Origin of the sequence: Coprococcus sp. AF102-57 (assembly GCF_027686195.1) — a bacterium.
Classification (GTDB): Bacteria; Bacillota; Clostridia; order Lachnospirales; family Lachnospiraceae; genus Allocoprococcus; species Allocoprococcus comes.
This window is the reverse complement of record NZ_JAQCSY010000020.1, coordinates 31,836-55,867: the sequence shown is the minus strand read 5'-3', so window position 1 is coordinate 55,867 and position 24,032 is coordinate 31,836. Positions and strand designations below refer to the sequence as shown.

Annotated in this window: 37 protein-coding genes; 3 read left to right on the top strand and 34 right to left on the bottom strand. The window is 41.7% G+C overall.

What is annotated here, in order from left to right; all coding sequences use genetic code 11:
* Nucleotides 1-164: 164 nt before the first annotated feature.
* The 27 genes from rpmJ to rpsJ form a co-directional block, all read right to left on the bottom strand.
* A complete protein-coding gene (gene rpmJ / locus PGZ10_RS12635) occupies nt 165-278 on the bottom strand; it encodes a 50S ribosomal protein L36 (protein ID WP_005339020.1) in 114 nt (37 codons plus the stop codon).
* Nucleotides 279-397: 119 nt separating this feature from the next.
* The gene (infA, locus tag PGZ10_RS12630) at nt 398-616 is read right to left on the bottom strand and encodes a translation initiation factor IF-1 (protein WP_004607275.1); all 219 of its coding nucleotides are present in this window, start codon (nt 614-616) and stop codon (nt 398-400) included.
* Entirely contained in the window at nt 617-877 is a 261-nt protein-coding gene (locus PGZ10_RS12625; RefSeq protein WP_055157816.1) for a KOW domain-containing RNA-binding protein, read from the bottom strand.
* Nucleotides 878-896: 19 nt separating this feature from the next.
* On the bottom strand, nt 897-1,661 hold the full coding sequence (map, locus tag PGZ10_RS12620; protein ID WP_270541558.1) for a type I methionyl aminopeptidase: 765 nt from the start codon (nt 1,659-1,661) through the stop codon (nt 897-899).
* Nucleotides 1,662-1,664: 3 nt separating this feature from the next.
* Nucleotides 1,665-2,309: an adenylate kinase gene (locus PGZ10_RS12615; RefSeq protein WP_022220188.1), complete on the bottom strand. Its 645-nt coding sequence runs from the start codon at nt 2,307-2,309 to the stop codon at nt 1,665-1,667.
* An 86-nt stretch (nt 2,310-2,395) separates the two neighbouring features.
* Entirely contained in the window at nt 2,396-3,748 is a 1,353-nt protein-coding gene (gene secY, locus PGZ10_RS12610; RefSeq protein ID WP_055157798.1) for a preprotein translocase subunit SecY, read from the bottom strand.
* Nucleotides 3,748-4,188, bottom strand: a complete 441-nt coding sequence (gene rplO / locus PGZ10_RS12605; RefSeq protein WP_008372558.1) for a 50S ribosomal protein L15 — start codon at nt 4,186-4,188, stop codon at nt 3,748-3,750. The genes secY and rplO overlap by 1 nt, the downstream gene beginning before the upstream one ends.
* Nucleotides 4,189-4,210: 22 nt before the next feature.
* The gene (gene rpmD / locus PGZ10_RS12600; RefSeq protein ID WP_008372557.1) at nt 4,211-4,393 is read right to left on the bottom strand and encodes a 50S ribosomal protein L30; all 183 of its coding nucleotides are present in this window, start codon (nt 4,391-4,393) and stop codon (nt 4,211-4,213) included.
* A 13-nt stretch (nt 4,394-4,406) separates the two neighbouring features.
* On the bottom strand, nt 4,407-4,916 hold the full coding sequence (gene rpsE, locus PGZ10_RS12595; protein ID WP_008372554.1) for a 30S ribosomal protein S5: 510 nt from the start codon (nt 4,914-4,916) through the stop codon (nt 4,407-4,409).
* A 15-nt stretch (nt 4,917-4,931) separates the two neighbouring features.
* A complete protein-coding gene (gene rplR, locus PGZ10_RS12590) occupies nt 4,932-5,300 on the bottom strand; it encodes a 50S ribosomal protein L18 (RefSeq protein ID WP_008372552.1) in 369 nt (122 codons plus the stop codon).
* 19 nt (nt 5,301-5,319) lie between these two features.
* Complete coding sequence (gene rplF / locus PGZ10_RS12585) at nt 5,320-5,862, bottom strand: 50S ribosomal protein L6 (protein WP_008372550.1); 543 nt, start codon at nt 5,860-5,862, stop codon at nt 5,320-5,322.
* A 133-nt stretch (nt 5,863-5,995) separates the two neighbouring features.
* Nucleotides 5,996-6,397, bottom strand: a complete 402-nt coding sequence (gene rpsH, locus PGZ10_RS12580; RefSeq protein ID WP_008372548.1) for a 30S ribosomal protein S8 — start codon at nt 6,395-6,397, stop codon at nt 5,996-5,998.
* Nucleotides 6,398-6,416: 19 nt separating this feature from the next.
* Nucleotides 6,417-6,602 (bottom strand): type Z 30S ribosomal protein S14, encoded by a 186-nt coding sequence (locus PGZ10_RS12575; RefSeq protein ID WP_008372546.1) that lies wholly within the window; start codon nt 6,600-6,602, stop codon nt 6,417-6,419.
* Between the two features lie 13 nt (nt 6,603-6,615).
* Nucleotides 6,616-7,155 carry a 50S ribosomal protein L5 gene (gene rplE / locus PGZ10_RS12570; protein WP_008372545.1) on the bottom strand — a complete coding sequence of 180 codons (540 nt, stop codon included), beginning with the start codon at nt 7,153-7,155 and terminating at the stop codon, nt 6,616-6,618.
* 23 nt (nt 7,156-7,178) lie between these two features.
* Entirely contained in the window at nt 7,179-7,490 is a 312-nt protein-coding gene (gene rplX, locus PGZ10_RS12565) for a 50S ribosomal protein L24 (protein ID WP_022220190.1), read from the bottom strand.
* 12 nt (nt 7,491-7,502) lie between these two features.
* Nucleotides 7,503-7,871: a 50S ribosomal protein L14 gene (gene rplN / locus PGZ10_RS12560; protein WP_008372541.1), complete on the bottom strand. Its 369-nt coding sequence runs from the start codon at nt 7,869-7,871 to the stop codon at nt 7,503-7,505.
* A 36-nt stretch (nt 7,872-7,907) separates the two neighbouring features.
* Complete coding sequence (rpsQ, locus tag PGZ10_RS12555; protein ID WP_022220191.1) at nt 7,908-8,162, bottom strand: 30S ribosomal protein S17; 255 nt, start codon at nt 8,160-8,162, stop codon at nt 7,908-7,910.
* 29 nt (nt 8,163-8,191) lie between these two features.
* Entirely contained in the window at nt 8,192-8,398 is a 207-nt protein-coding gene (gene rpmC / locus PGZ10_RS12550) for a 50S ribosomal protein L29 (protein ID WP_008372537.1), read from the bottom strand.
* Nucleotides 8,388-8,825, bottom strand: a complete 438-nt coding sequence (gene rplP, locus PGZ10_RS12545; RefSeq protein WP_008372535.1) for a 50S ribosomal protein L16 — start codon at nt 8,823-8,825, stop codon at nt 8,388-8,390. Before rplP ends, rpmC begins: the two co-directional genes overlap by 11 nt.
* Complete coding sequence (gene rpsC, locus PGZ10_RS12540) at nt 8,825-9,481, bottom strand: 30S ribosomal protein S3 (protein WP_008372532.1); 657 nt, start codon at nt 9,479-9,481, stop codon at nt 8,825-8,827. The genes rplP and rpsC overlap by 1 nt, the downstream gene beginning before the upstream one ends.
* 11 nt (nt 9,482-9,492) lie before the next feature.
* Complete coding sequence (gene rplV, locus PGZ10_RS12535) at nt 9,493-9,879, bottom strand: 50S ribosomal protein L22 (protein WP_008372530.1); 387 nt, start codon at nt 9,877-9,879, stop codon at nt 9,493-9,495.
* A 31-nt stretch (nt 9,880-9,910) separates the two neighbouring features.
* On the bottom strand, nt 9,911-10,192 hold the full coding sequence (rpsS, locus tag PGZ10_RS12530; RefSeq protein WP_008372528.1) for a 30S ribosomal protein S19: 282 nt from the start codon (nt 10,190-10,192) through the stop codon (nt 9,911-9,913).
* Nucleotides 10,193-10,217: 25 nt separating this feature from the next.
* Entirely contained in the window at nt 10,218-11,060 is an 843-nt protein-coding gene (gene rplB, locus PGZ10_RS12525; protein WP_055261675.1) for a 50S ribosomal protein L2, read from the bottom strand.
* Between the two features lie 69 nt (nt 11,061-11,129).
* The gene (gene rplW / locus PGZ10_RS12520) at nt 11,130-11,435 is read right to left on the bottom strand and encodes a 50S ribosomal protein L23 (protein WP_008372525.1); all 306 of its coding nucleotides are present in this window, start codon (nt 11,433-11,435) and stop codon (nt 11,130-11,132) included.
* A complete protein-coding gene (gene rplD / locus PGZ10_RS12515) occupies nt 11,435-12,055 on the bottom strand; it encodes a 50S ribosomal protein L4 (protein WP_008372524.1) in 621 nt (206 codons plus the stop codon). Before rplD ends, rplW begins: the two co-directional genes overlap by 1 nt.
* Before the next feature lie 30 nt (nt 12,056-12,085).
* A complete protein-coding gene (gene rplC / locus PGZ10_RS12510) occupies nt 12,086-12,766 on the bottom strand; it encodes a 50S ribosomal protein L3 (RefSeq protein ID WP_055297549.1) in 681 nt (226 codons plus the stop codon).
* A gap of 90 nt (nt 12,767-12,856) precedes the next feature.
* A complete protein-coding gene (gene rpsJ, locus PGZ10_RS12505; protein ID WP_008372521.1) occupies nt 12,857-13,174 on the bottom strand; it encodes a 30S ribosomal protein S10 in 318 nt (105 codons plus the stop codon).
* A 407-nt stretch (nt 13,175-13,581) separates the two neighbouring features.
* Between rpsJ and PGZ10_RS12500 the strand changes: the two genes are divergently transcribed.
* Together PGZ10_RS12500 and PGZ10_RS12495 are read left to right on the top strand one after the other, a co-directional pair.
* Nucleotides 13,582-14,073 (top strand): nitroreductase family protein, encoded by a 492-nt coding sequence (locus tag PGZ10_RS12500; RefSeq protein WP_118198919.1) that lies wholly within the window; start codon nt 13,582-13,584, stop codon nt 14,071-14,073.
* A gap of 425 nt (nt 14,074-14,498) precedes the next feature.
* On the top strand, nt 14,499-14,690 hold the full coding sequence (locus PGZ10_RS12495) for a hypothetical protein (RefSeq protein WP_008372514.1): 192 nt from the start codon (nt 14,499-14,501) through the stop codon (nt 14,688-14,690).
* A gap of 76 nt (nt 14,691-14,766) precedes the next feature.
* Here the strand turns inward: PGZ10_RS12495 and PGZ10_RS12490 are convergent, their stop codons facing one another.
* A complete protein-coding gene (locus PGZ10_RS12490) occupies nt 14,767-17,028 on the bottom strand; it encodes a hypothetical protein (RefSeq protein WP_270541555.1) in 2,262 nt (753 codons plus the stop codon).
* 197 nt (nt 17,029-17,225) lie between these two features.
* On the opposite strand from PGZ10_RS12490, the gene PGZ10_RS12485 reads away from it, so the two are divergent.
* A complete protein-coding gene (locus tag PGZ10_RS12485; RefSeq protein WP_118198916.1) occupies nt 17,226-17,846 on the top strand; it encodes a TetR/AcrR family transcriptional regulator in 621 nt (206 codons plus the stop codon).
* Nucleotides 17,847-17,961: 115 nt separating this feature from the next.
* Here the strand turns inward: PGZ10_RS12485 and PGZ10_RS12480 are convergent, their stop codons facing one another.
* From PGZ10_RS12480 to prdC, 6 genes are all read right to left on the bottom strand, one after another.
* The gene (locus tag PGZ10_RS12480; protein WP_055158009.1) at nt 17,962-18,435 is read right to left on the bottom strand and encodes a glycine/sarcosine/betaine reductase component B subunit; all 474 of its coding nucleotides are present in this window, start codon (nt 18,433-18,435) and stop codon (nt 17,962-17,964) included.
* Between the two features lie 11 nt (nt 18,436-18,446).
* On the bottom strand, nt 18,447-19,211 hold the full coding sequence (gene prdD, locus PGZ10_RS12475; protein ID WP_118198963.1) for a proline reductase cluster protein PrdD: 765 nt from the start codon (nt 19,209-19,211) through the stop codon (nt 18,447-18,449).
* A gap of 177 nt (nt 19,212-19,388) precedes the next feature.
* Nucleotides 19,389-20,114: a D-proline reductase (dithiol) protein PrdB gene (gene prdB, locus PGZ10_RS12470; RefSeq protein WP_082421153.1), complete on the bottom strand. Its 726-nt coding sequence runs from the start codon at nt 20,112-20,114 to the stop codon at nt 19,389-19,391.
* A 21-nt stretch (nt 20,115-20,135) separates the two neighbouring features.
* Nucleotides 20,136-20,417, bottom strand: a complete 282-nt coding sequence (locus PGZ10_RS12465) for a CBO2463/CBO2479 domain-containing protein (protein ID WP_022220196.1) — start codon at nt 20,415-20,417, stop codon at nt 20,136-20,138.
* Nucleotides 20,418-20,428: 11 nt separating this feature from the next.
* Nucleotides 20,429-22,300, bottom strand: coding sequence for a D-proline reductase (dithiol) proprotein PrdA (prdA, locus tag PGZ10_RS12460; RefSeq protein ID WP_270541553.1), 1,872 nt, complete (start codon nt 22,298-22,300; stop codon nt 20,429-20,431).
* A 77-nt stretch (nt 22,301-22,377) separates the two neighbouring features.
* The gene (gene prdC / locus PGZ10_RS12455; RefSeq protein WP_008372495.1) at nt 22,378-23,706 is read right to left on the bottom strand and encodes a proline reductase-associated electron transfer protein PrdC; all 1,329 of its coding nucleotides are present in this window, start codon (nt 23,704-23,706) and stop codon (nt 22,378-22,380) included.
* Nucleotides 23,707-24,032: the final 326 nt, after the last annotated feature.

Below are 24,032 nucleotides of genomic sequence, written 5' to 3'. Positions count from 1 at the left end.
TCCTCTATCAGCCGCCTAATTAAGTTTACATAAATCTGTCTTTCGCTGCTCCGTGCGCCTAAGTTCCTCTGTCGCCTACGGCTCGTCGTCACTAAGGCTTGGGAGCGGTCTTCTCACTAAATTCAAGCTGCGCCTGTGGCTTGCTTTCATTAAGTGTTCAGAACCTATCCCTGACGCTGTTTATGTTTCGGATTCTCGCAGATAATTCTGACGCTTCCTTTTCTCTTGATAACTTTGCATTTTTCGCAAATCGGTTTTACTGATGATCTAACCTTCACGTCAAATCCTCCTTTCATACCTTGCCTGGTCTGCATTTTCCCCCTGTGCGCAGAAAAAGTCCTTCGCACAGTTCGCATAAAATTATATCACCTGGGTTTTATTTTTGTCAAGTAATATTTTATTTATCTCTCCAGATAATTCTTCCTTTAGATAAATCGTATGGTGACAGTTCCAGAGTAACTTTGTCACCCGGTAAAATCTTGATAAAGTTCATACGCAGCTTTCCGCTGATATGTGCAAGTACCTGATGTCCATTTTCCAGTTCTACCTGAAACATGGCATTCGGAAGTTTTTCTACTACTGTTCCTTCGATTTCAATTACATCTGCTTTAGACATTTATTTGTCCTCCTTCTTTTCTGACATCTTATATTCTTTTAATATCCGTTTCAGCTTTACATCATCCGCTTCGGAAATCTCATGCTGTTCTCTAATGAGCTGTACATGTTTCTTTTTCTTTTTCTTTGGACTCTGAAGCGTTTTCCTCTCCCCGTCTGCAAGATATGTAAACTGTTCATCCAGTCCGACGATCACATATACCTTATCTTTATCATGACCGGCCAGAGATTTCGCAAGCATTCCTGTTTCCCATCTATCCATTTTCTGTTCCTCTGTTCTGTTATACATTTCCATCTGCAATCGACAGGATCTTCGGTTCGTCTTTTGTGATCAGAATTGTATTTTCATAATGTGCTGATTCTTTTCTGTCTGCCGTCACCACCGTCCAGTTATCACTCATCCAGCGAATCCGCTCTGTTCCGAGATTGACCATCGGCTCAATTGCCAGTGTCATTCCGGCTTTCAGCTTCGGTCCTCTTCTTCGCATCTGGAAATTCGGAATCTCCGGTGATTCATGAAAACTGGTCCCGATTCCATGTCCGCACAGTTCCCTGACAACACCGTATCCAAAGCTTTCCGCATAATCACCGATTGCTCGGGATATATCATACAGATGATTGCCTTCTTTTGCGAACTTTATTCCTTCGAAAAAGCTTTCCCTCGTTACATCGATCAGTTTCTGAAGATCCGGTCTGATCTCACCGACAGCATGTGTCCTTGCAGCATCGGAATGATAACCTTTGTAGATCACTCCTGCGTCCAGGCTCACAATATCACCTTCTTTTATGAGGTGCTTTGCTGACGGAATCCCATGAACGATTTCATCATTTACAGAAACACAGATAGACGCCGGATATCCATTGTAATTCAGAAAAGAAGGTTCGCAGCCATAGCTGCGAATAACTTCTTCACCTAATGCATCGATATCCAGTGTACTCATTCCTGGTTTTAATGCCTTCTCCAGTTCCTTATGTACGATCCCCAGAATCCTTCCGGCTTCTGTCATCAGTTCAATTTCTCTTTCTGATTTAATCGTAATCGGCATCTGTTACTCTCCTAATATAGAAACAATGGCTCCGAATACATCTTCCATATCCACTGTTCCATCAACGCTTTTCAGAATTCCCGCTTTTGTATAATAATCGATCAGCGGCTGTGTCTGATCATGATATACATGCAGCCTCTTTTCAACTGTCTCCGGTTTGTCATCATCACGAAGGATCAGTTCTCCTCCGCAGACATCACAGATTCCGTCTTTCTTCGGTGCAGCATATACAAGATGGTAAGTTGCGCCACATCCTACGCATGCGCGTCTTCCACCCATACGCTTTACAATATTTTCATCCGGAACATCTACATCGATTGCATAGTCCATCTTCTGGCCCTTCGCTTCCAGTGCCTTATCAAGCGCCTCAGCCTGTGGAATTGTACGTGGAAAACCGTCCAGTACATATCCCTTCGTACAGTCATCCTGACTCACACGGTCTACAACAAGATCTACGACCAATTCATCCGGAACAAGAAGTCCCTGATCCATATAAGTCTTCGCTTTCTTTCCAAGTTCAGTTCCGTTCTTAATATTTGCGCGGAAAATATCTCCTGTTGAAATATGAGGAATTCCGTACTTAGCGGCAATTTTTTTTGCCTGTGTACCTTTTCCTGCACCAGGAGCACCTAACATAATGATTTTCATTTTACTATTCCTCCTTCAAATGTCATAATGGCAAAAGAGCCCGTTGTCTTTGATTATACTCTAAAAGACAACGGGCTACAATTGTTTTAATATCCAAGAAAACTATTTTTCATAGATTTTCCTTTGACATTCAAAAATCCTGTGTAATTACGAACGAGCATCTGAGACTCAATCTGTTTGAGTGTCTCAAGAACAACACCGATGATAATGATCAGAGAAGTTCCCCCGAATGATACATTCGCTCCAAACACACCATTGAACACAAACGGAATTACCTGTACAATTACAAGTCCGCATGCACCAATAAAGATAATATAATTCAATATCTTATTTAAGTAGTCCACAGTAGGTTTTCCAGGTCTGATACCTGGGATAAATCCACCGCTTTTTTTCATATTATTTGCAATTTCCAACGGGTTAAAAGTAATGCTCGTATAGAAATATGCAAAGAAAATCGTAAGTACGATATATACTATAAGTCCCCAGGAATAGTAAATCTTATTCGGATTACACCAGTTTCCTGAACTTAAGCCTCTGAGGATTTCACTTCCGATGCCTTTTCCGTTGCCCTTGCCCATAAATGAAGCAATTACAACCGGGAACTGCATAATAGATGAAGCGAAAATAACCGGAATTACTCCGGCGGTATTAACCTTCAGCGGAATGTTCGTTGACTGTCCACCTACTGATTTTCTCCCCTGTACTTTCTGCGAATACTGAACCGGAATTCGTCTCTCCGCATCCTGAAGTATTACCGTAAATACTACAAGTACGAGAATGATTGCAATGATGATGATTGCTGCAAGTCCTCCACTGGCAAGACCTTTGCCGCTGATGAACTTCTCATACAGTGAGGTCATATCACTTGGAATACGTGATAAAATGTTAATGAGCAGGACGATAGAAATACCATTTCCCACTCCTTTTTCTGTAATTCGTTCCCCGATCCACATAAGGAATGCAGATCCTGCAGTTAATGTAAGAACTACAATTGCAGCATTTACAAAATTGAACTTTTCCAGAAGTCCCTGACGTCCAAATCCAACAGCCATAGCTGTAGATTCAATCAGAGCAAGCACAACTGTCACATAACGAGTTAATGCGGTAAGCTTCTTTCTTCCATCTTCCCCTTCTTTCTGCATTTCCTCAAGCTTTGGAATTGCAATTGTAAGAAGCTGGATGATAATGGAAGATGTGATATACGGGGTAATACTCAATGCAAAGATGGACATCGTCTCAAACGAACCGCCGGTGAAAGCGTTAAAAAAGTTAAACGAATCACCGGTCTGGTTCGCAAAGAAATTCTGAATATAGGTCGGATCAACTCCCGGTGTCGGAAGCTGAGATCCGAGTCTTACTACAAACAGCATTGCAAGGGTATACAATATTTTTCTCCGTATGTCTTCAATCTGAAATGCTTTACGGAATGTTTGTAGCATTAGATCACCTCTGCTTTTCCACCAACAGCTTCAATCTTTTCTACAGCACCTGCGCTGAATGCATTTGCCTGAACAGTAAGCTTTTTGGTTAACTCTCCATTTCCAAGAATTTTAACACCATCTCTGGCATGTTTTACGATTCCTGCTTCAATCAGAGTTTCAACAGAAACTACTGCATCGTTGTCAAATACTTCAAGAGCACTGACATTGATTCCAACGATTTCCTTAGAGTTTCTGCAAGTGAAACCTCTCTTAGGAATACGTCTGTATAATGGCATCTGTCCACCTTCGAAACCTGGTCTCGGAGCTCCGGAACGAGCTTTCTGACCTTTGTGTCCCTTACCAGCAGTCTTACCATTTCCTGAGCCGTGTCCACGACCTCTTCTGAAATTATCGCTATGTTTTGATCCGTCAGCCGGTCTTAAATTAGATAAGTCCATTGTGACACCTCCTATCTAAGATTTATGCTTCTTCTTCTACTTTTACCAGATGTCTTACCTGCTGAACCATTCCTCTGGTTGCAGCGTTATCCGGAAGGACAACTGTCTTATTAACCTTCTTAAGGCCTAATGCTTCTACTGTTCTTCTGTGTTTCGGAACAGCACCGATTGTTGATTTTACTAATGTGATTTTTAAATTTGCCATTGTAATCTCCTCCCTAGCCTAAGATCTCTTCTACAGTTTTACCGCGAAGTTTAGCTACGTCTTCTGGAGCTTTCAGCTGACTTAAACCTTCGATAGTAGCAAGTACTACGTTCTGTTTGTTGTTAGATCCGAGAGATTTTGTACGGATGTTCTTGATACCTGCAAGTTCGATTACGGCACGAGCCGGTCCACCTGCGATAACACCAGTACCTTCCGGAGCTTTTTTCAGAAGTACAGAAGCACTTCCGAATTTTCCAATATAATCATGTGTAATACTGTCGTTTTCATCTAAAGTAACTTTGATAAGTTTCTTCATAGCATCTTCTTTTCCTTTGCGGATTGCTTCCGGAATTTCAGCTGCTTTTCCTAAACCTGCACCAACATGGCCGTTTCCGTCGCCAACAACTACTAAAGCTGTGAATCTCATGTTACGACCACCCTTAACAACTTTGGTAACACGTTTGATTGATACTACTTTTTCGGTAAGTTCTAACTGATTAGCATCAATACGTTCCTGTTTCATGTGTCCGTCCTCCTTCTAGAAATTCAAACCAGCTTCTCTTGCTGCGTCTGCTAATGCTTTGATTTTTCCGTGATAGATAAATCCTCCTCTGTCAAATACAACAGAAGTGATACCTTTCTCGATTGCTTTTTTTGCAATTACTGTTCCAAGGTATGCTGCTGCTTCAACGTTGTTGGTTTTTTCCAGTTCTGCTTTCACATCTTTCTGAAGAGTGGAAGCGGAAACCAGAGTGTTTCCAACTGTATCGTCAATAATCTGAGCATACATATGATTATTACTTCTAAACACAGCGAGACGCGGTCTTTCAGCTGTACCACTGAAACGGTTACGCAGTTTTCTATGTTTATTTACACGAACTTCGCTTCTTGATTTCTTACTAACCATTTGTTCACACTCTCCTTACTTATTTTTTACCAGTTTTACCAACTTTACGTCTGATAACTTCATCAGCATATTTGATTCCCTTGCCCTTATAAGGTTCCGGTCTTCTCTTATCTCTGATTTCAGCTGCGTACTGGCCAACTTTTTCTTTACTGATTCCCTTAACGATGATTTTGTTCTGTCCGTCAAGAACAGTTTCGATTCCTTCCGGATCTTCCATCTCAACCGGGTGAGAGTATCCCAAATTCAATGTTAATTTGTTTCCTGATTTGGAAGCTCTGTAACCTACACCGTTTACTTCAAGAACTTTTTCATATCCTTCAGTAACACCGATTACCATGTTGTTGATCAGTGTTCTTGTAAGACCATGAAGAGATTTCATCTTCTTGAGATCGTTCGGTCTTGTTACGATAACTTCTTCGCCTTCTTTTTTGATTTCCATTTCAACTGGAAGTTCTCTTACGAGAGTTCCCTTAGGACCTTTAACAGTCACTACATTCTTCTCTGCGATTTCAACAGTTACGCCTGCCGGGATCGCTACTGGATGTCTTCCGATACGTGACATACCTTTTACCTCCTACACTTACATTTTCGGAACAGCACCTTATGGCTGCTCTGTTTTCAGTTGCAATTTATTGAGTATCGAATGAAATCACAGGAAATATGATTTCATTCGTTTTCTCCATTTTATCTGGTTATTACCATACGAAGCAAAGAACTTCTCCGCCTACGCCAAGCTTTCTGGCTTCTTTGTCTGTAATCACGCCCTGGTTTGTAGAGATGATTGCAGTTCCAAGTCCTCCAAGTACTCTCGGAAGTTCGTCTTTACCAGCGTAAACACGAAGACCTGGTTTAGAAATCTTTTTGATTCCAGAAATAACTTTTTCGTTCTTATCTGCACCATATTTTAATGTGATGCGGATTGTGTTGAAGTTTCCTTCTTCTACGATGTCATATTTTGTGATGTATCCTTCGTTAACGAGAATGTCAGCGATAGCGATCTTCATCTTTGAAGCCGGAACATCTACTGTATCATGTTTTGCAGTGTTTGCGTTACGGATTCTTGTAAGCATATCTGCAATTGGATCACTCATAGTCATTGTGGATTATCCTCCTTTTCTACCAACTTGCTTTCTTTACGCCCGGAATTTCACCTTTGTATGCCAGTTCACGGAAGCATACACGGCAGATTCCATATTTTCTTAAATATGCATGTGGACGTCCACAGATTCTGCAACGATTATATTCTCTTGTAGAGAATTTCTGTTTGCGCTGCTGTTTCAGTTTCATTGCTGTCTTTGCCATGAAAATTTCCTCCTTATTTTGTGAATGGCATGTTGAACTGTGTTAACAATTCACGTGCTTCTTCGTCTGTATTAGCAGTTGTTACGAAGATAACATCCATACCTCTAACCTTATCTACTTTATCATATTCGATTTCTGGGAAGATAAGCTGCTCCTTGATACCAAGAGCGTAGTTACCTCTTCCGTCGAATGCGTTCGGATTAACTCCTCTAAAGTCACGTACACGAGGCAGTGCAAGGTTGATGAGACGATCAACGAACTCATACATCTTTTCTCCTCTTAAAGTAACTTTGCATCCGATAGCCATTCCTTCACGGATTTTGAAGTTAGCTACTGAATTTTTAGCTCTGGTCAGAACTGCTTTCTGTCCAGTGATCTTTTCCATATCAGCTACAGCTGAGTCTAATGCTTTTGCATTGTCTTTTGCTTCGCCAACGCCCATGTTGATAACAACCTTGTCGAGCTTCGGCACTTCCATAATATTCTTATAACCAAATTTTTTGATCATTGCGTCAATGATCTCGTTCTGGTACTGTTCTTTAAGTCTACTCAAAGCCTTTGACCTCCTTCCTAGAACTAATCAATTACTTCGCCTGTTGATTTTGCAACACGTACTTTTTTGTCTCCATCAAGTTTGAAGCCTACTCTTGTAGCTTTTCCCTTGTGAACATACATTACGTTAGATGCATCGATCGGTCCTTCCTGATGAAGGATTCCGCCTTCCGGATTAGAAGCGCTTGGTTTAGCATGTTTTGTTCTCATGTTAACGCCTTCTACCAGGACTGTACCGTTTTTCTGATCTACTGCGATTACTTTGCCTTCTTTGTCTTTATCTTTTCCAGCGATAACTTTAACGGTATCGCCTTTTTTGATCTTCATTGTTGACATACTCGAACCTCCTTACAGTACTTCCGGAGCCAGTGAAACAATTTTCATAAACTGTTTCTCACGAAGTTCTCTGGCTACAGGTCCAAAAATACGAGTTCCTTTTGGGTTTTTGTCATCTTTAATAATAACAGCAGCATTTTCATCGAATCTGATGTATGATCCATCTTTACGACGAGTGCTGTTTACAGTACGAACAACTACAGCTTTAACGACATCACCTTTTTTAACAACGCCGCCTGGTGTTGCATCTTTAACCGAAGCAACGATTACATCACCGATAGCTGCATATCTTCTTGTAGAACCGCCTAATACACGGATACAGAGTAATTCTTTAGCACCTGTATTATCTGCTACTTTTAATCTGCTTTCTTGCTGTATCATGCAGGTAAACCTCCTTATACTTTTATCAAAGTCAAACTATTTAACTTTTTCTACGATTTCAACAAGTCTCCATCTCTTATCTTTAGATAACGGTCTTGTCTCCATAACTTTTACTCTATCACCAATATTGCATTCATTATTTTCATCATGCGCTTTCAGTTTGTAAGTTCTTTTTACGATCTTATTGTAAAGCGGATGTTTTACATGGTCTTCTACTGCAACAACGATTGTCTTGTCCATCTTGTTGCTTACAACCTTACCAACTCTCGTTTTTCTCAGGTTTCTTTCCACGGTTATACTCCTTTCTGAATATCACCTAATTAAGCATTCTGGCTTTTTTCTGTGATCACTGTCTGGATTCTTGCGATATTCTTTCTTACTTCTTTGATTCTGCTTGTATTATCTAACTGATTTGTTGCGTTCTGGAATCTCAGATTGAAGAGTTCCTTTTTAGCAGCTACTAATTCTTCATTTAATTCTGCAACAGATTTTGCTTTTAAATCTTCTACAAATGTCTTAATTTTCACTGTTATCACCGCCTTCTAAGTCTGCACGAGAAACGATTTTACATTTACATGGTAATTTGTGCATAGCAAGACGTAATGCTTCTTTCGCAACTTCTTCAGGTACTCCTGCAAGTTCGAACATTACACGTCCTGGCTTAACTACAGCTACCCAGTATTCAAGAGTTCCTTTTCCAGAACCCATACGTGTCTCAGCCGGTTTCGTTGTTACTGGTTTATCAGGGAAGATCTTGATCCAAACTTTACCACCACGTTTGATGTAACGTGTCATAGCGATACGGGCAGCTTCAATCTGGTTAGATCTGATCCAACATGGTTCCATTGCTACAAGACCATATTCACCGTTCGTGATCTTGTTTCCTCTTAATGCTTTACCTTTCATGGAGCCACGGAACTGTTTTCTACGTTTTACTCTTTTTGGCATTAACATTATTTATCGCTCCCTTCCTTACCTGCCTTTGTTGGAAGTACTTCGCCTTTGTAAATCCATACCTTAACACCAACTTTTCCGTAAGTTGTGTCTGCTTCAGCGAAGCCATAGTCAATGTCTGCTCTCAGTGTCTGAAGCGGAATAGTTCCTTCGCTGTAGAACTCTGTACGAGCCATATCAGCTCCGCCGAGACGTCCGGATACGGATGTCTTAACACCAAGTGCTCCTGATTTCATAGTTCTTGACATGCAAGATTTCATTGCACGACGGAAGGAAATACGATTTTCCAGCTGCTGTGCGATGTTTTCAGCAACGAGCTGAGCATCTTTGTCAGGTCTTTTTACTTCTTTGATGTCAACGATAACTTTCTTATCTGTCATTTTCTGAAGTTCAGCTTTTACTTTTTCGATCTCAGAACCGCCTTTACCGATTACAACACCCGGTTTAGCAGTATAAACGATGATCTTAACACGATCAGAAGCTCTTTCGATTTCAATCTTAGAAACTCCTGCGCTGTATAATTTATTCTTCAGAAATTTTCTGATTTTATGATCTTCTACTAAATAGTCAGCAAAATCTTTTTCTGCATACCATTTAGAGTCCCAGTCTTTGATAACACCGACTCTTAAGCCATGAGGATTAACTTTCTGTCCCATTATTGCCCTCCTTATCTTTCATTAAGCACAAGTGTAATATGACTCATTCTCTTTTCGATTCTGTAAGCTCTGCCCTGTGCTCTCGGTCTGATTCTCTTCATTGTTGGTCCTTTATTTGCGTAGCATTCCTCAATATAAAGGTTTTCAACACTCATACCGTTGTTATTCTCAGCATTTGCGATAGCTGATTCCAATAATTTCTTTATAATGCTTGAAGCGTATCTTGGATTGTATGTTAAAATACCAAGCGCTGTTGTTACATCCTTACCTCTGATGGCATCTAATACGAAGCATGCTTTCTGAACAGAAACTCTGGCGTAAGATAACTTAGCTGAAGGTCTGGTGTCCTTGTTTGCATTTCTTTCTCTCTTAATTTGACTTCTATGTCCTTTTGCCATGGGATGAAACCTCCTTTCAATACGTTAAATATTATCTAACTTTCGATTTCTTTTCGTCTTTTCCATGTCCTCTGTATGTTCTGGTTGCTACGAACTCTCCGAGTTTATGTCCAACCATATCTTCTGTTACATATACCGGAACATGTTTTCTTCCATCATGAACTGCGATTGTATGTCCAACCATAATCGGGAAGATTGTAGAACGACGAGACCATGTTTTGATAACACCCTTGTCTCCTGATGCGTTCATTGCTTCCACTTTCTTAAGCAGGCTTGCGTCTGCGAATGGTCCTTTTTTAAGTGAACGAGCCATAGGTTCTAACCTCCTTGAAAATTAACTATTTGATTCCTCTACCGTCTTTTCTTCTGATGATCAGCTTGTTAGACTGTTTGTTTTTCTTACGAGTCTTAAGACCAAGTGCCGGTTTACCCCAAGGAGTGCACGGACCCGGACGACCGATTCCAGTCTTACCTTCACCACCACCATGCGGATGATCATTCGGGTTCATAACGGAACCACGAACTGTAGGTCTGATACCCATGTGACGTTTACGTCCTGCTTTACCAATGTTTACAAGGTTGTGATCGCCATTTCCAACAACACCAACTGATGCGCGGCATTCGATCGGAACCATTCTCATTTCTCCTGAAGGAAGACGAAGTGTTGCGTACTTTCCTTCTTTAGCCATGAGCTGTGCGCTGTTTCCTGCTGAACGAACCATCTGTCCGCCTTTTCCAGGATGAAGCTCAATGTTATGAACCTGTGTACCAACCGGGATAGCTGAAAGCGGCAGGCAGTTTCCTACTCTTACTTCTGCTTCTGGTCCGTTCATAACTTTCATTCCGTCTGTAAGTCCTTCCGGTGCGATGATGTAAGCTTTTTCTCCATCAGCGTAGCAGATAAGTGCGATGTTAGCACTTCTGTTCGGATCGTATTCGATTCCGATTACAGTTGCCGGAATTCCGTCTTTTTTACGTTTGAAGTCGATTACTCTATATTTTCTCTTAACTCCGCCTCCGCGGTGTCTAACAGTGATTTTACCCTGATTGTTACGTCCGGCAGTCTTGCTCAGAGAAACTACTAAAGATTTCTCCGGTGTTGTTTTTGTGATTTCTGAGAAATCAGAGCCGGTCATATGTCTTCTGGAAGGTGTATATGGGCGGTATGTTTTAATTCCCATTACTCTATCTCCTTTCGCATTTTGCTAGTTATTTTTGTCACGGATTTGCACCGTTTAGGTTCCAGTTTCTTACAGTCCCTGGAAGATTTCGATCTCTGCTGATTCTTCTGTCAGCTGAACGATTGCTTTCTTTGTCTTAGCTGTCTTTCCGAATGTCATGGTTCCGCGAACTCGTTTGTTCTTTCCGTCCATGTTGATTGTGTTAACGCCAGCAACTTTTGTTCCTGGGAACATTTTTTCTACAGCTTCTTTGATCTGAGTCTTATTAGCTTCTGTGTGTACAAGGAATGTGTATTTCTTGTCAGCCATAAGAGCCATTGTCTTTTCGGTTACTACCGGTTTAAGGATTACATCATAATACTGAATGTTTGCCATTATGCGTACACCTCCTCGATTGCCTGTACAGCAGCCTTAGTTGCGATTACTGTATTGTATTTCAGGATGTCATACACATTGATTGTGTTTGTCTTAGCAGTTTTAACATCAGCAATGTTTCTAGCTGAAAGTTCTGCATTCTTGTTTCCGTCTTCCAGAACTACGAGAGCTTTGGATACTGACAGGTTATTAAGAACATCCTGGAATTTCTTTGTCTTGATTTCATCAAAGTTAATTTCATCAACAACGATGAATTTCTTTTCTTCTACTCTTGATGTCAGAGCGGATTTGAGAGCTGCTCTTCTTTCTTTCTTGTTAAGTTTGAAAGAGTAATCTCTCGGTGTCGGAGCGAATACTACTCCACCGCCTGTCCACTGCGGAGCTCTTGTAGATCCCTGTCTTGCATGACCGGTACCTTTCTGTCTCCATGGTTTTCTTCCGCCGCCGGAAACTTCTGAACGAGTTTTCGCTTTCTGTGTTCCCTGACGTTTATTTGCAAGCTGGCTTACAACTGCCATGTGTACAAGGTGTTCGTTTACTTCTACACCGAATACAGCATCGTTTAAGTCGATTGTTCCAACTTCTTTACCTTCGATATTGTAAACAGATACGTTTGCCATCTGTATGTTCCTCCTTTCCTAGTGCCAATCTTAGATAGATTTTACAGATTCTTTAATCGTTACAAGAGATTTCTTTGGTCCCGGAACTGCGCCCTTAACCAGAAGAAGGTTGTTTTCAACGTCTACTCTTACGATTTCAAGGTTCTGAATTGTAATCTTCTTTGCTCCCATGTGTCCTGGCATCTTTTTGCCCTTGAATACTTTACTCGGGTCAGATGCAGCACCGTTGGAACCAGCATGACGATGGAACTTAGAGCCGTGAGCCATAGGTCCTCTGTGCTGGTTGTGTCTCTTGATAGCACCCTGGAATCCTTTACCTTTGGAAATTGCTGTTGCGTCTACTTTGTCGCCAGCTTCAAAGATATCTGCTTTAATTTCCTGAGCTAACTGATATTCATCAGCGTTCTCGAATTTGAATTCTCTTACAAATCTTTTTCCTGTTACTCCAGCTTTGTCAAAGTGTCCTTTTTCAGCCTTTGTAACTCCGTGTCTGTGCACGATTTCTTTCTTTCCGTTCTTGTCAACGTTAACAATTTTGTCTTTCTTGTCAACGAATCCAACCTGAACTGCGCTGTATCCGTCATTTTCAACGGTTTTGATCTGTGTTACAACACATGGTCCAGCCTGAAGAACAGTTACCGGAGTAAGTACTCCATCTTCGTTGAAGATTTGAGTCATTCCGACTTTGGTAGCTAAGATAGCTTTCTTCATTTTATTTTACCTCCTGTGATTTACAGCGGAACGCCCTTATGGGTGTTCATCCTAAATATTAGGAACTACTGTGTTTTAATTTATTAGAACTTATTTGTTCTTCATTTTGATATCGATGTATACACCTGCCGGCATTTCCAGTCTTGACAGAGCATCTACAGTCTTCTGTGTCGGTGCAATGATATCGATCAGTCTCTTATGAGTTCTCTGTTCGAACTGTTCTCTGGAATCTTTGTATTTGTGAACCGCTCTTAAGATTGTTACAACTTCCTTCTTTGTCGGAAGCGGTACCGGTCCGCTAACCTTTGCTCCATTTTTCTTTACAGTTTCGATAATTTTCTTGGCAGATGCATCTACAAGCTGATGATCATATGCCTTCAATGTGATTCTCATTACTTGACTTGCCATAAAAAAAGTCGCCTCCTTTTCGTACTTAAACCTCAGTACGACAAGCGGTGACTGTACACTTCCCCGTGTGTGTCGTGAGAAACTCACACGTTGTTACTGCATTTCAGCAGCTGTTATGATTTCGTACAGTGACTTGTCGCCAGTTTCCTAACTTGACATTCGCTCCACGGAAAACCTGCCATTCTTCTCGGCAGCAACCTCGCGCTTCTTTGCTATCATGTCACAGCTTTTTTAGTATACCCGATGTTTCTGCATTTTGCAAGCATTTTATTTTATTTTTTGTACTTTTTTTCATACAAAATTTTCTTAAAAAATCTTCTCCTTTTGTGCTATTTTTCTTATTCCCTTTTTGCGGTATAATATTCTCATATTCAGCGGGGTACCAGATCCATAGGCTTCTTCGCTAAATGCAGCCTGTCTCACATGAAGTGATCGAGAAAATCGTAGAAGCAAGTGCCTACGCTCCATCCTGGAAGAATACGCAGACAGCAAGATATATTATAATAGAAGAAACAGCTCTCAAAGACAGGATTGCCAGAGAAGCTGTTATGGGATTTGAATGGAATACAGGCATCATTCTTGGTGCACCGGTACTGGTTGTTCTCGCTTCCGTTCCGGGAAAAAGCGGTTACGAAAAGGACGGAGCTTATTCCACCTCAAAAAAGGATAAATGGGAAATGTTTGATGCCGGTATCGCTGCGCAGACCTTCCAGCTCGCTGCACACGAATGTGGAATCGGTTCTGTTGTCATGGGCATCTTCGATGAAACACAAGTAAAAGAAATTCTCAGTCTCGATGACAGCCTGAATGTATCTGCCCTGATTGCAATCGGTCATCCGGCTGTCAGCCCAACTGTTCCGGCACGTAAATCAGTCCAGGAGCTGCTCCAATACCGTTAATCTCTCACTGTCGTACAGTTGACCGTGTTGTACATATTCTAATACACAAATTATCTAGAAATTTACCAGTTTCTTGTTGACACTACTGTGATAAAGTGATATAGTGTAACCAACTTAATCAGAGAGCTAAACCAAAGGCGGTTTCCAACACGAGGATACCGCTATTTTAAAAAGACTTGATTAAGCTACAACATTGGTTGTTATTGCAGTTATATTGTTGCCGGTCGTTTCCCCCAAGAATGATCTTGCAATGATAAAACTCCAATTTATATATACATCCTCTTTGTAGGAGCATTCCCCAGCTTTGTATATAAGGCAAACTGCAATGCAACGAGGAAAAACCTCTCAATGACATACCAAAAAGAAAAGACATGACCTCGAGGGGTCATGTTTTTTCTTTCCAAAAGTAAAGGAGACGTGAAAATATGAGTAGTTCAAGACCAATAGATAACCCGAAAGATCCCCGTACAGACGAAAAACCCGTATTTTCAAAAGAGCTGGTGCAGGAAGATCTGAAAGATGAATTCAAAGCAGGCTCCAACTCCGAATGGGCCGCTGATTCCCAGGATGAACTCGAAGACTGGATTGAGGAGCAGGGGATTCAACTGAGATATTAATTCCATTCACAGGAATATTTTCAAAGAGCGGCTGGAAAATCGATTATATGATTTCCCAGCCGCTCTTTATTATACTTTATTTTTCACTCACGAAAATAAACTTCACACTTCCATCCATTCCATCTGCAATTCCAGAGAAGTTCTTATATTCTTTAGATGCATCAAGAAGTTCATTTGCTTTATTAAGAAGTTCATCAATATCGCCATCAAATACGCTTACAAGCTTTTTAATTCCTTCTTCATTAAACTGAATCATACCACTGTTTAATTCGGCTGCGCCAGAATCAAGTTTCTCAACACCGGAAATCAATGGTGCTATGTTGCTCTGAAGAGTGTTAAGACCTGTCGAAAGTGCGACAGCTCCGCTGTCAAGTTTAAGTGCACCTGCTGCAAGCTGACCAGATCCATTTGCAACAGTCTGTGCTCCGGCATTTGCTGTCTTCATATTCGTATTTAAAGTAGCACTTCCCGCACTTACTTGTGAAGCTCCGGCACTTAATGTTCCGAGTCCCGAATTCAGATCTTGTGTTCCTGCAAGTAAATTTCCACTTCCATCTAAGAGCTGTTTTGTTCCAGCTGTAAGCTGAGTCTTCATACTTCCAACACCGCCTTGAAGCTCTGTTGCTCCAGCTCCCAGAAGTTCCAGTGCCTCTTCTAACGAGCCGGCTCCTCCTTGTATATTTTGTAATCCTGCAACAACCTGACTTGCTCCGGATCCGATGCTTCCGAGGTTATCAGATAAATTTTTCGCACCTGCTGCAAGTTCATTCGCACCTGCTGATGCCTGGGTAATTCCGCTGTTCACAGCTTGCTGCTGTGTTTGAAGTCCACTTATAACATTATTCAGTACAGCCTGCTGCTCCGGTGTTGCTGACTCAAAAAGACTTGTCAGTGCTGCAATCATTGCTGAATTATCATTCCCTGCCGCAATCTGATCAAGTGAACTTTTAAGATTTGCCGCTCCGTCCGCAAGTCCGCTGGCTCCTGTCTGTGCCTGTGTAATTCCACCACTTACACTCTGCGCACCTTCTGCAGCACTTGCAGCTCCATTTTTCAGATTTTCTGCTCCGGCTTTAGCCTGTTTAATTCCACCATTCAGTTGTTCTGCACCACTGCTCAAAGAATCCACACCTGCACCAACCTGGTTTTGCATTTGTGCAATTCCATTATTCAGATCTTTTGCTCCGCTTTCAAGTTTAGCTGCTCCCGCACTGGCATTTTGTGCTCCTGCCTCAACCTGTGCTGCCCCTGTTTTCAAACTTTCTGTACCATCTGCCAGTTGACTCGTTCCTTTTGCAAGACTCTTACTTCCATCGGCCAATGTGTTTGCCCCACTGACCAGACTTCCTGTTCCACTTGCCAGTTCCTTTCCGCCGCTTGTCAGCTGATCTACTCCGCTTACCAGTGTTCCTGATGAAGAAAGCAGTGTATCCAGTCCGTCTTTTAGTTCTCCGGAGCCGCTGACAAGTTTGTTCGATGCATCTTGAAGTTCTGTCATAGAATCCTTCAGTTCATCCAGGCTGTCAAATTTATCGGTACCTACTTCATTGAACACTTCGTTTGTTGCAACTGTAACGGCTTCTACTTTTTCGTAATCTGTCACATCTGCTTCTACTGTAAAGGAATCCGGGATATCCAGATCATCCACCTTGCTACTAACTGATGTAAGCTGTTCTTTCAACTGTGGAAGTCCCATTCCGATCACGATATCTCTGTCACCATCTGAGATTACTTTTCCATTATCAACGGTTACATTTGAAAACTTCTCTCCATCCATCAGAAGTCCGGTTGCCATCAAAAATGGTGTGTATTTCCCGCTGTCAGCACTTGTATTCTGATATTCATAATGAATCTTTAAGTGTCCACTCTTTCCTTCCAGATCATCTGCGCTGACTTTCTTTCCGTCAAGTTCATAAGTAACCTTCATTCCTACAGGAATCTTCTTTGTGGTTGTTCCCTGATAACAGATATCTTTCTTATCTCCCTGCCATACCAGTTTACCGTTATTTTCAGAAAAGGTTTCATCACCTTTTACATTCTTGATATCTTTCAGATCTGATACATCATCGATTGTTCCAAGACTCGAAATATTTTTCAGCTGATCCGATACCGTAACATCTTTCTGGTTTCCTGCGTCATCTACTTTTACATATACAGTCTCATCTTTTACAGGTGTTGCGCTGCTGCTTGTTTTTGTTTCGCTTGTTTTCTTTGTCTCTGTACTTTTATCTTTATTATCTGCCGCCTGTACATTTACAGATGTTCCTGCAATATTTCCAACTACAAGTGATGCCATAAGTGCAAGTGTAACTAATACTCTGTATTCCCTGTTCTTCATGTTTAAAAACCTCCTGTAAGCCTCTACTGACTTTCCTGTCGGTATGCCTTCTTCTTTTTTGACTACTGGTCATTTTCTAGCTCGCACTTACTATAACTCAAAAATGACCACAAGTCAATATTTTTCTACAAAAAAGTTGACGCTGAGTCATTTTGATTTTATAATAAAGATAATTCAAAGGAAAAGAGGAATGAATCATGGGAAAAGTAGATGAAAACAAGCATCAGAAAATGGATGCTCTCTTTCAAAGCGCATACGATTTATTTCTGAATCAGGGAATCGAGAAAACATCAATCAGCGATATAGCAAAAAAGGCCGGAGTTGCGAAAGGAACGTTCTATTTATATTTTGCAGACAAATACGAGATACGCGACCGGCTGATCGCACGGACAGCCAGCCGACTTTTCCATAGAGCACACAAAGCTCTGGAGACAGCCGACATCCCCGAATTCGAAGATAAGATTATTTTTATTGTAGATTACGTTTTAAATGCCATGCAGAAAAATAAACTGATTCTGAGATTTATCTCTAAGAATCTCAGCTGGGGCATTTTCAGACAGGCTATCACCAATAATACGCAGGATGATGAGGGTGAAATTCTTGCATATTTTAGTAATATCCTTCTGGATCATCCGACAATCAAACTTCGTGCGCCGGAAACTATGCTGTTTCTGATCATAGAACTTGCAAGTTCTACTTCATACAGCACGATCCTGGACAACGATCCGATGTCGTTTGAAGAATTGAAGCCATATCTTAACGAAAGTATCCGCGCGATCATCCGTAACCATATTATCGAAGATACCGCAGAAAATTAAACAACAAAAGTCCTGTCAGAATCCGAATATCGAATCCGGATTCTCAGCAGGACTTTTCTATATCTTCTTTCCCTGCCAGCTTTACTTTTGACAGTTTTCTTCAAATTTCAAAACCTTAACGCTTCTCATTTTTCCGCATTTTCAGCTTCAGCATTGCAGTAACCTTTTTCGCATCCAGCTCCGTCACATTATTTTCTCCGAGTACATCTGTCTCAATGCCCTCTTCACTTTTATTGATATCCAGAATTTCTCCCAGATGATCATTTTCTACCACAAACTGGCCAACTGTACCACTGAATTTCAGACCGGTTACCGGAATTCCTCTGATTTCCATCTGTTCAGCCGTATTTGCGAAATCTACGTCACTGTTTCCCCATCCATCGGACGACAGGATAACTCCGTCTGCCCGCATAGCTTCCGCCCATACTGCCGCACGGGTTCCAACAAGCAATTTATCTGTATTATCATCCGGCGTTCCAACAATTATGATTCCCATCAGATCCAGATCTTCATCCGATGATACCACATCAAGAAGAGGATCCCTGAAATGGTGTAGTGATGTTTCCTTTGTCGATGGTCCAATTCCCATAATCGCACCTCCTACTGCATAGAACGGATAATTCCGTCACGATATTCGTTTGGTGTAACGATCACCGGCATATTTCCCATATCAATGATCGAGCGACCGTTTTCAGTTCCCGAAGGCTCTTTTGCAAATAACGAAGTATCGTACATCGCACCCTGTCCGGCAACCTGTTTTACGATCAAAACACGTTTTTTCCCCGGGCGAACCACATCATGGTACTCATGTCTCTCTGTGCAGAGATCGCCCCTGAACTTCTTCATCTGTTCCCGAAAAATCTGGATAAACTCGTCACAGGCATGGTGGGCTGCAAGTACACCTTCTCTTTCCTGTCCCATTCCAGGTTTCAGAACAACATCAAATGACACAATATAATCATCATCCCCCGGAGTACCCGCACGGTTCAGATACAGCTTCTCTTTCAGATTGCCTTCACTGGACCCAAATTCGTGTGCCTGTTTTCCGTTTTCATCTACACCGGTAAGGATTACATAAACGCCGGTGAGCGTATGCGTAATCCCGTCCCCAATCTTTCCAAGTACTTTGGTCGATATCGGAATGATATCCATCATCGTATTGGTATAACGGTCATGTTCTCCCGGTCTTATAATCTGTACATCTAATTTGGAAAGCTGTGGATATTTCGGTAAAATTTCATCCAGTATTTTCTTCTCGATCGTCATTTTTCCAGATGCTGTCACTTTATTTTCTCCGCCTTCTTCCACCTCAGTAATATGGAAAGCTTTGATCACAAGCCGACGCAGATCTATTTCTTTCTCCATATAATCATCCTCAATTCTAAATTGAACCCAAATGCGCCCTGGCACATTTGAGGCACGTAGCACCTTTTATCTAACAGGAAATTTTATCAAAATATCCAGTTAAATAAAAAGGACATCTCCGGCAAATCAGAGCTTTCGCCCCAATCCTGCCGGGGATGTCCCCTTTTTACTATTTGATTATACTTTCGCTACATATTCAAACGGCAGCGGAACAACTTTTCCTGGAGTATCCAGCTTCACGAGCTGTTCCAGAGTTGCTTTTACGATGCCTGTCTGCATCTCAACGTTGTGTGGTTCACCAGCGTTAGCTCCCATAGGAACACGCGGAGCAACCGCACGTGGGGTACCGGTCTGACGAACAACCGGCGGAAGCGCAGCAATAATAATTGTAGGAATTCCTGCGGCTTCAATCGCTCTCTGCACCAGAACTGCAGAGCGGTGGCAGGTACCTCAACCAGCGGTGAGGATAACTGCGTCTACGCCTTCCTCTACAAACATCTTTGCAATGGCAGGACCAGTTTCATGTTTGAATTTTTCCTGGTTTCCGCCACCACCCATGAATCCGGCATGTACCGGTGCACATGCTTTGATAAATCCTTCTTTAGCAAGCTCATGGATACGGTCAATCGGGAACATACAGTTGATGTCTTTGTTTACATCACTGTTGTCATATCCACCGTGAGATACCATTAATTCATCTGACGGCATTTTATCTGTTATTTTTCTCCAGGTAAAGTCACCGGCAAGGTTGAATCTCTTCTGATCCTTGTGGTGCACACCTGCTGCTGTGGCGAGGGCAATCGTCATATCCTTCAGTTCTTTTTTCACCGGAGCCCATACTGGCGGCGGAGTTACCGGAACAAAGATTTCTGACTGAAGTCCTTTAACAACGGTCAAACTCATGTCTATTTCCTCCTGATATAATTACACTTCATCATTCTTCTTATGAGACTTCATTTCTTCCTGACGTCTCTGATACGTCTGCAGGTTACTAACATATTTTTCATTGGCGTCCGGTCCAAGCTGTTCAACAAAACTCATATTCCATCCAACTTCCTGTCCTACCACTAATGGATAATCCGTAATCAGCATTCTCATCGGGATTTTCAGATAACCTAATCGTCCCTTCAAATCGATTCCAACACATCCATCATGGATCTCTACGATTACGCCTTCCATATAGATGATCTTATCGCCATATTTCATAGTCATTCACCTTAATCGTATTTTTCTTTTCTCTTCTGGCTCATCGGCAGTGACTGCTCGTTCTTAACCAATTCAATTGTTCTGTCCATAGTCTTTGAAATCAGTTCGATGTTATTTGCTTTTACATTCGGATTCCATTTTCTTTCTGCCTTCTTCACTTCTTCTCCAGCCATTCCAGCTTTCAGCATAGCAAGTGCACGGATTGCTTCTTCCTGGCAAAGCGTGTTGCAGGCAAGAACTTCGTTCTCGATTCCTGATTCAGATTTGTTGTTATCTACCATGTACTGCATGTATTTGTTTCCAACTACAAGTGCTCCCTGTACTGCGCAGAATGAAAGTCCAACAACCGGAATTCCTCTCATACCGATCTGTTCAATATGGCTTGCGAAATCGATGTGGTTATTACCAAATCCTTCTGTTGTAACAAATGCACCATCAACATCAAGAGCTTCTACCATCATACCAACACGTTTTGATACATAGAATTTCTCTGTATTGATCTGTGGACTACCTACAAAGATAACACCGCAAAGGTCAACTTCTTCATCATGGAGAGTTTCAAGAACCAGTGGTTCTCTCCAGTAATGTCTTGACATTTCTTTTGATGCAGGTCCGATACAGGTAAGTGCATGGATACATCCGTCAAGTACTTCCAGTGGAGATGCCATGATCGGTACGTTTCCAAGGTCAACGTTTGGTCTTGCGCCAAGTACTCCGACTGGTTCCATAGGAAGAATCAGGTTGTCATGCATAGCACCCTGTCCCATGATTTCTTTTACGATAACGACTTTCTTCTTACCAGGTCTTCTTACCTGATTGAATGTCTCTGTACCTACTACAAGGCTTTCGTCTTCTACTTTCTTCAGAGCTTCACGGATTTCCTGTGTGATCACGTCTGTTGCAGAATGTGCAGCAAGCGGGCCAGGTCTTTCCATGTTGGTTCCTTCTTTGATGATAACTTCTGTCTTGATGAAGATTTCACCTTTATCAGGAGCTCCCGGACGTCCCCACATGATATTTTCATCCAGGTATCCTTCGGAAGAACCGAATTCGCCAATCTGAACACCATTGTCGTCTGTTCCGGTAACCATCATGATAACACCATCAAGTACTCTTGTTGTACCTGTACCGATTTCGTCTTCGCCCTCTTTTGTAGCGATCGGCTGTACGTCCATGATTGTATTAGAATAAGTATGGTACTGATCCGGTGTAATGATATCAATCTTTAACTGATGAACCAGTTCCTGTGAAGCAACTGCTTCTTCTTCAATTCCTTCTCGGATGTAAAGAGTTGTTCCTTCGATCTTTGTCTCCGGTCCACGCTTTACTTCTGTAATTTTATAATGCTTTCTGGTAACGCTTCTTACGACTTTCGGTTCCAGCTCTTTTGTCGGTGTTGCGCCTGAAACCACGCCTGCCGGTAATTCTACCTCTGCCGGTACTTCCGCTACTGCAACACCGTTATTAAAACCCATCGGCATTTCGATATCGATATCTTTGCCTTCTCCAATGTGGATTTTTAACACGCCGCCAACTTTCTGTACACTTGCTGTAGAATTTGCAGTAACTGCTGGTGCTTCTTCTTTCACTTCTTCTTTTGCTTCTTCAGCCGGTGCTTCCTCTGCTGCAGGTGCTTTTGCGCCTTCGACAAGATCAGCTGTAAGTGGTGTAAGAGAATCGCAGGTCTTAACAAGCTTTGCTCCAAGTACCTGTTCGATTGTAAGTGTTCCATCAAGTTTCAGAAGTCCTGAATCTACCAGATCATCAAAGATAGCCGGATCTTCAAGGTTTGCAGCCTGGATTGTAATGCCGCCTTCTGCTCTACAGCATAATACTGCAGGATCTTTTGCATGTTCTTTTGCGGTTTCCGCTGTAATTGACATAATAATTTCCTCCTTGTTAATTTAACAATAACTCAATTAACTATTTATACACTCACCGAAGTGAGGTATCAACTTATCTATTTACCTTCCGGTAACTGTTCTACCTGTTTTGAAACACGCAGATATCTGTAAAGTGGATGTCCGATTGTACGCATTACATGGTCTGTCTGGTGGAATACCTTAAGTCCCATCTTCGGTGCTGATCCCATTACTGTATTTGAACAGTCTGAGCAGTTACCAATAATAATATACTCGCATCCATCCTTCTTGAACTGGATATTATTCTTAGCCTGTCCAGGACAGTTTCCAGGTCTTTCGCATTTAAGCGGAGCTCCCGGTTTGTTTTCAATTGCCTGTTTACATCTGGCTACTGATTTCACTACACCATTCATCTTCTGACAAATATCTCTCATACGTTCTTCGCTACCACCGCAGGCACATACCAAAAGACCTACACTTGCACCATGAAGATCCGGGAAATCAATTGTAACAATGATTCCACCAGTTGTCTTTGTGATCGGTGCATCCTCTGTAGTAGCATGTCCGGTAAATGGACCACCCATGATGATTTCCCCATATACACCATCAATACCGCCGGCACGTTCGATCATTTCCCCAACGCTTGTGCCGACCGGTACATCCATAAATACATGTGGCTCATTACCGCCATTGATCTTACCGATAACAGTAAGGTTCTTAGAAAAGCATGGCTTTCTCTCTTCAATTGCTTCCGCAACTCTTGCAAGAGTTTCTACATTACAGACAATTGCATTCGCTGCTGACGGAAGCTGTGTTGTATTCAGTTCGATTCCAAGACATTCTCTTACAACCGCACGTTCTTCTCCCATCGGATAAATATCCGGAAGTAAGTGGATTGTGATCGCTTCTTCATCTTTTAATGCCTCGCGCAGTGCCTTTACTGCTTTTTCATTTTTCTTCTTAATTGCAAAAATAGCTTTTGATGCATTGGAAATCTCCATGCAGTGTTTTACTCCGCGGATAACTTTCGCACAGTCATCTTCCAGCTGCTGAATGTTATGACGAAGTCCAGGCTCACACTCCGCTGCATTTACAAGGATATATCCTCCCTGCAGATCTGTTCCGAGTTTTACACCTGTCGGGAATCCGGCGCCACCCATTCCGACAACACCTGCCGCTTTTACCATATCAAGCTTGCTGCCTTCCGGAATCTTTACATATTCATCCTTCTGTTCTTCATCCGGCTTGATGATGATACGGTCTTCCAGTACGTCTTCTACCACACCATATGCACTTGAAAAAATATTAGCTCCAAGGCCTGTCGGTGTTGCAATCAGAGTCCCTTTTTCTACTCTGTCTCCGGCTTTTACAACCGGTGCACAAGGAGCTCCTACATGCTGACGCAGCAAAATCTGTAAGTTTGCCATGTCTCTTCTCTTCCTTTCTCCTCTACGTCGAAATCTATATCTTATCTTGTCCTACGCGTATTTGACTATAGTTTAACAAATAGATATATTTTTTTCAATAGCATTTATAGATTTTCACTTTTCATGTTGGACTCAATACTAGAATCTAGTCTAGTGATTGATCTGTACTATAGTCTATATGATTTTACTTGAAAATTCAATATCTTTTTTATATATAATCTATTTATTTTTTTCATCGGTTCTGTCTGATTTTTACAGATTGTCTATTTTTTCTCATTTTACTTATCCGCATTATCTATAAGTATTCTGGTCAAGAGGATTTACGT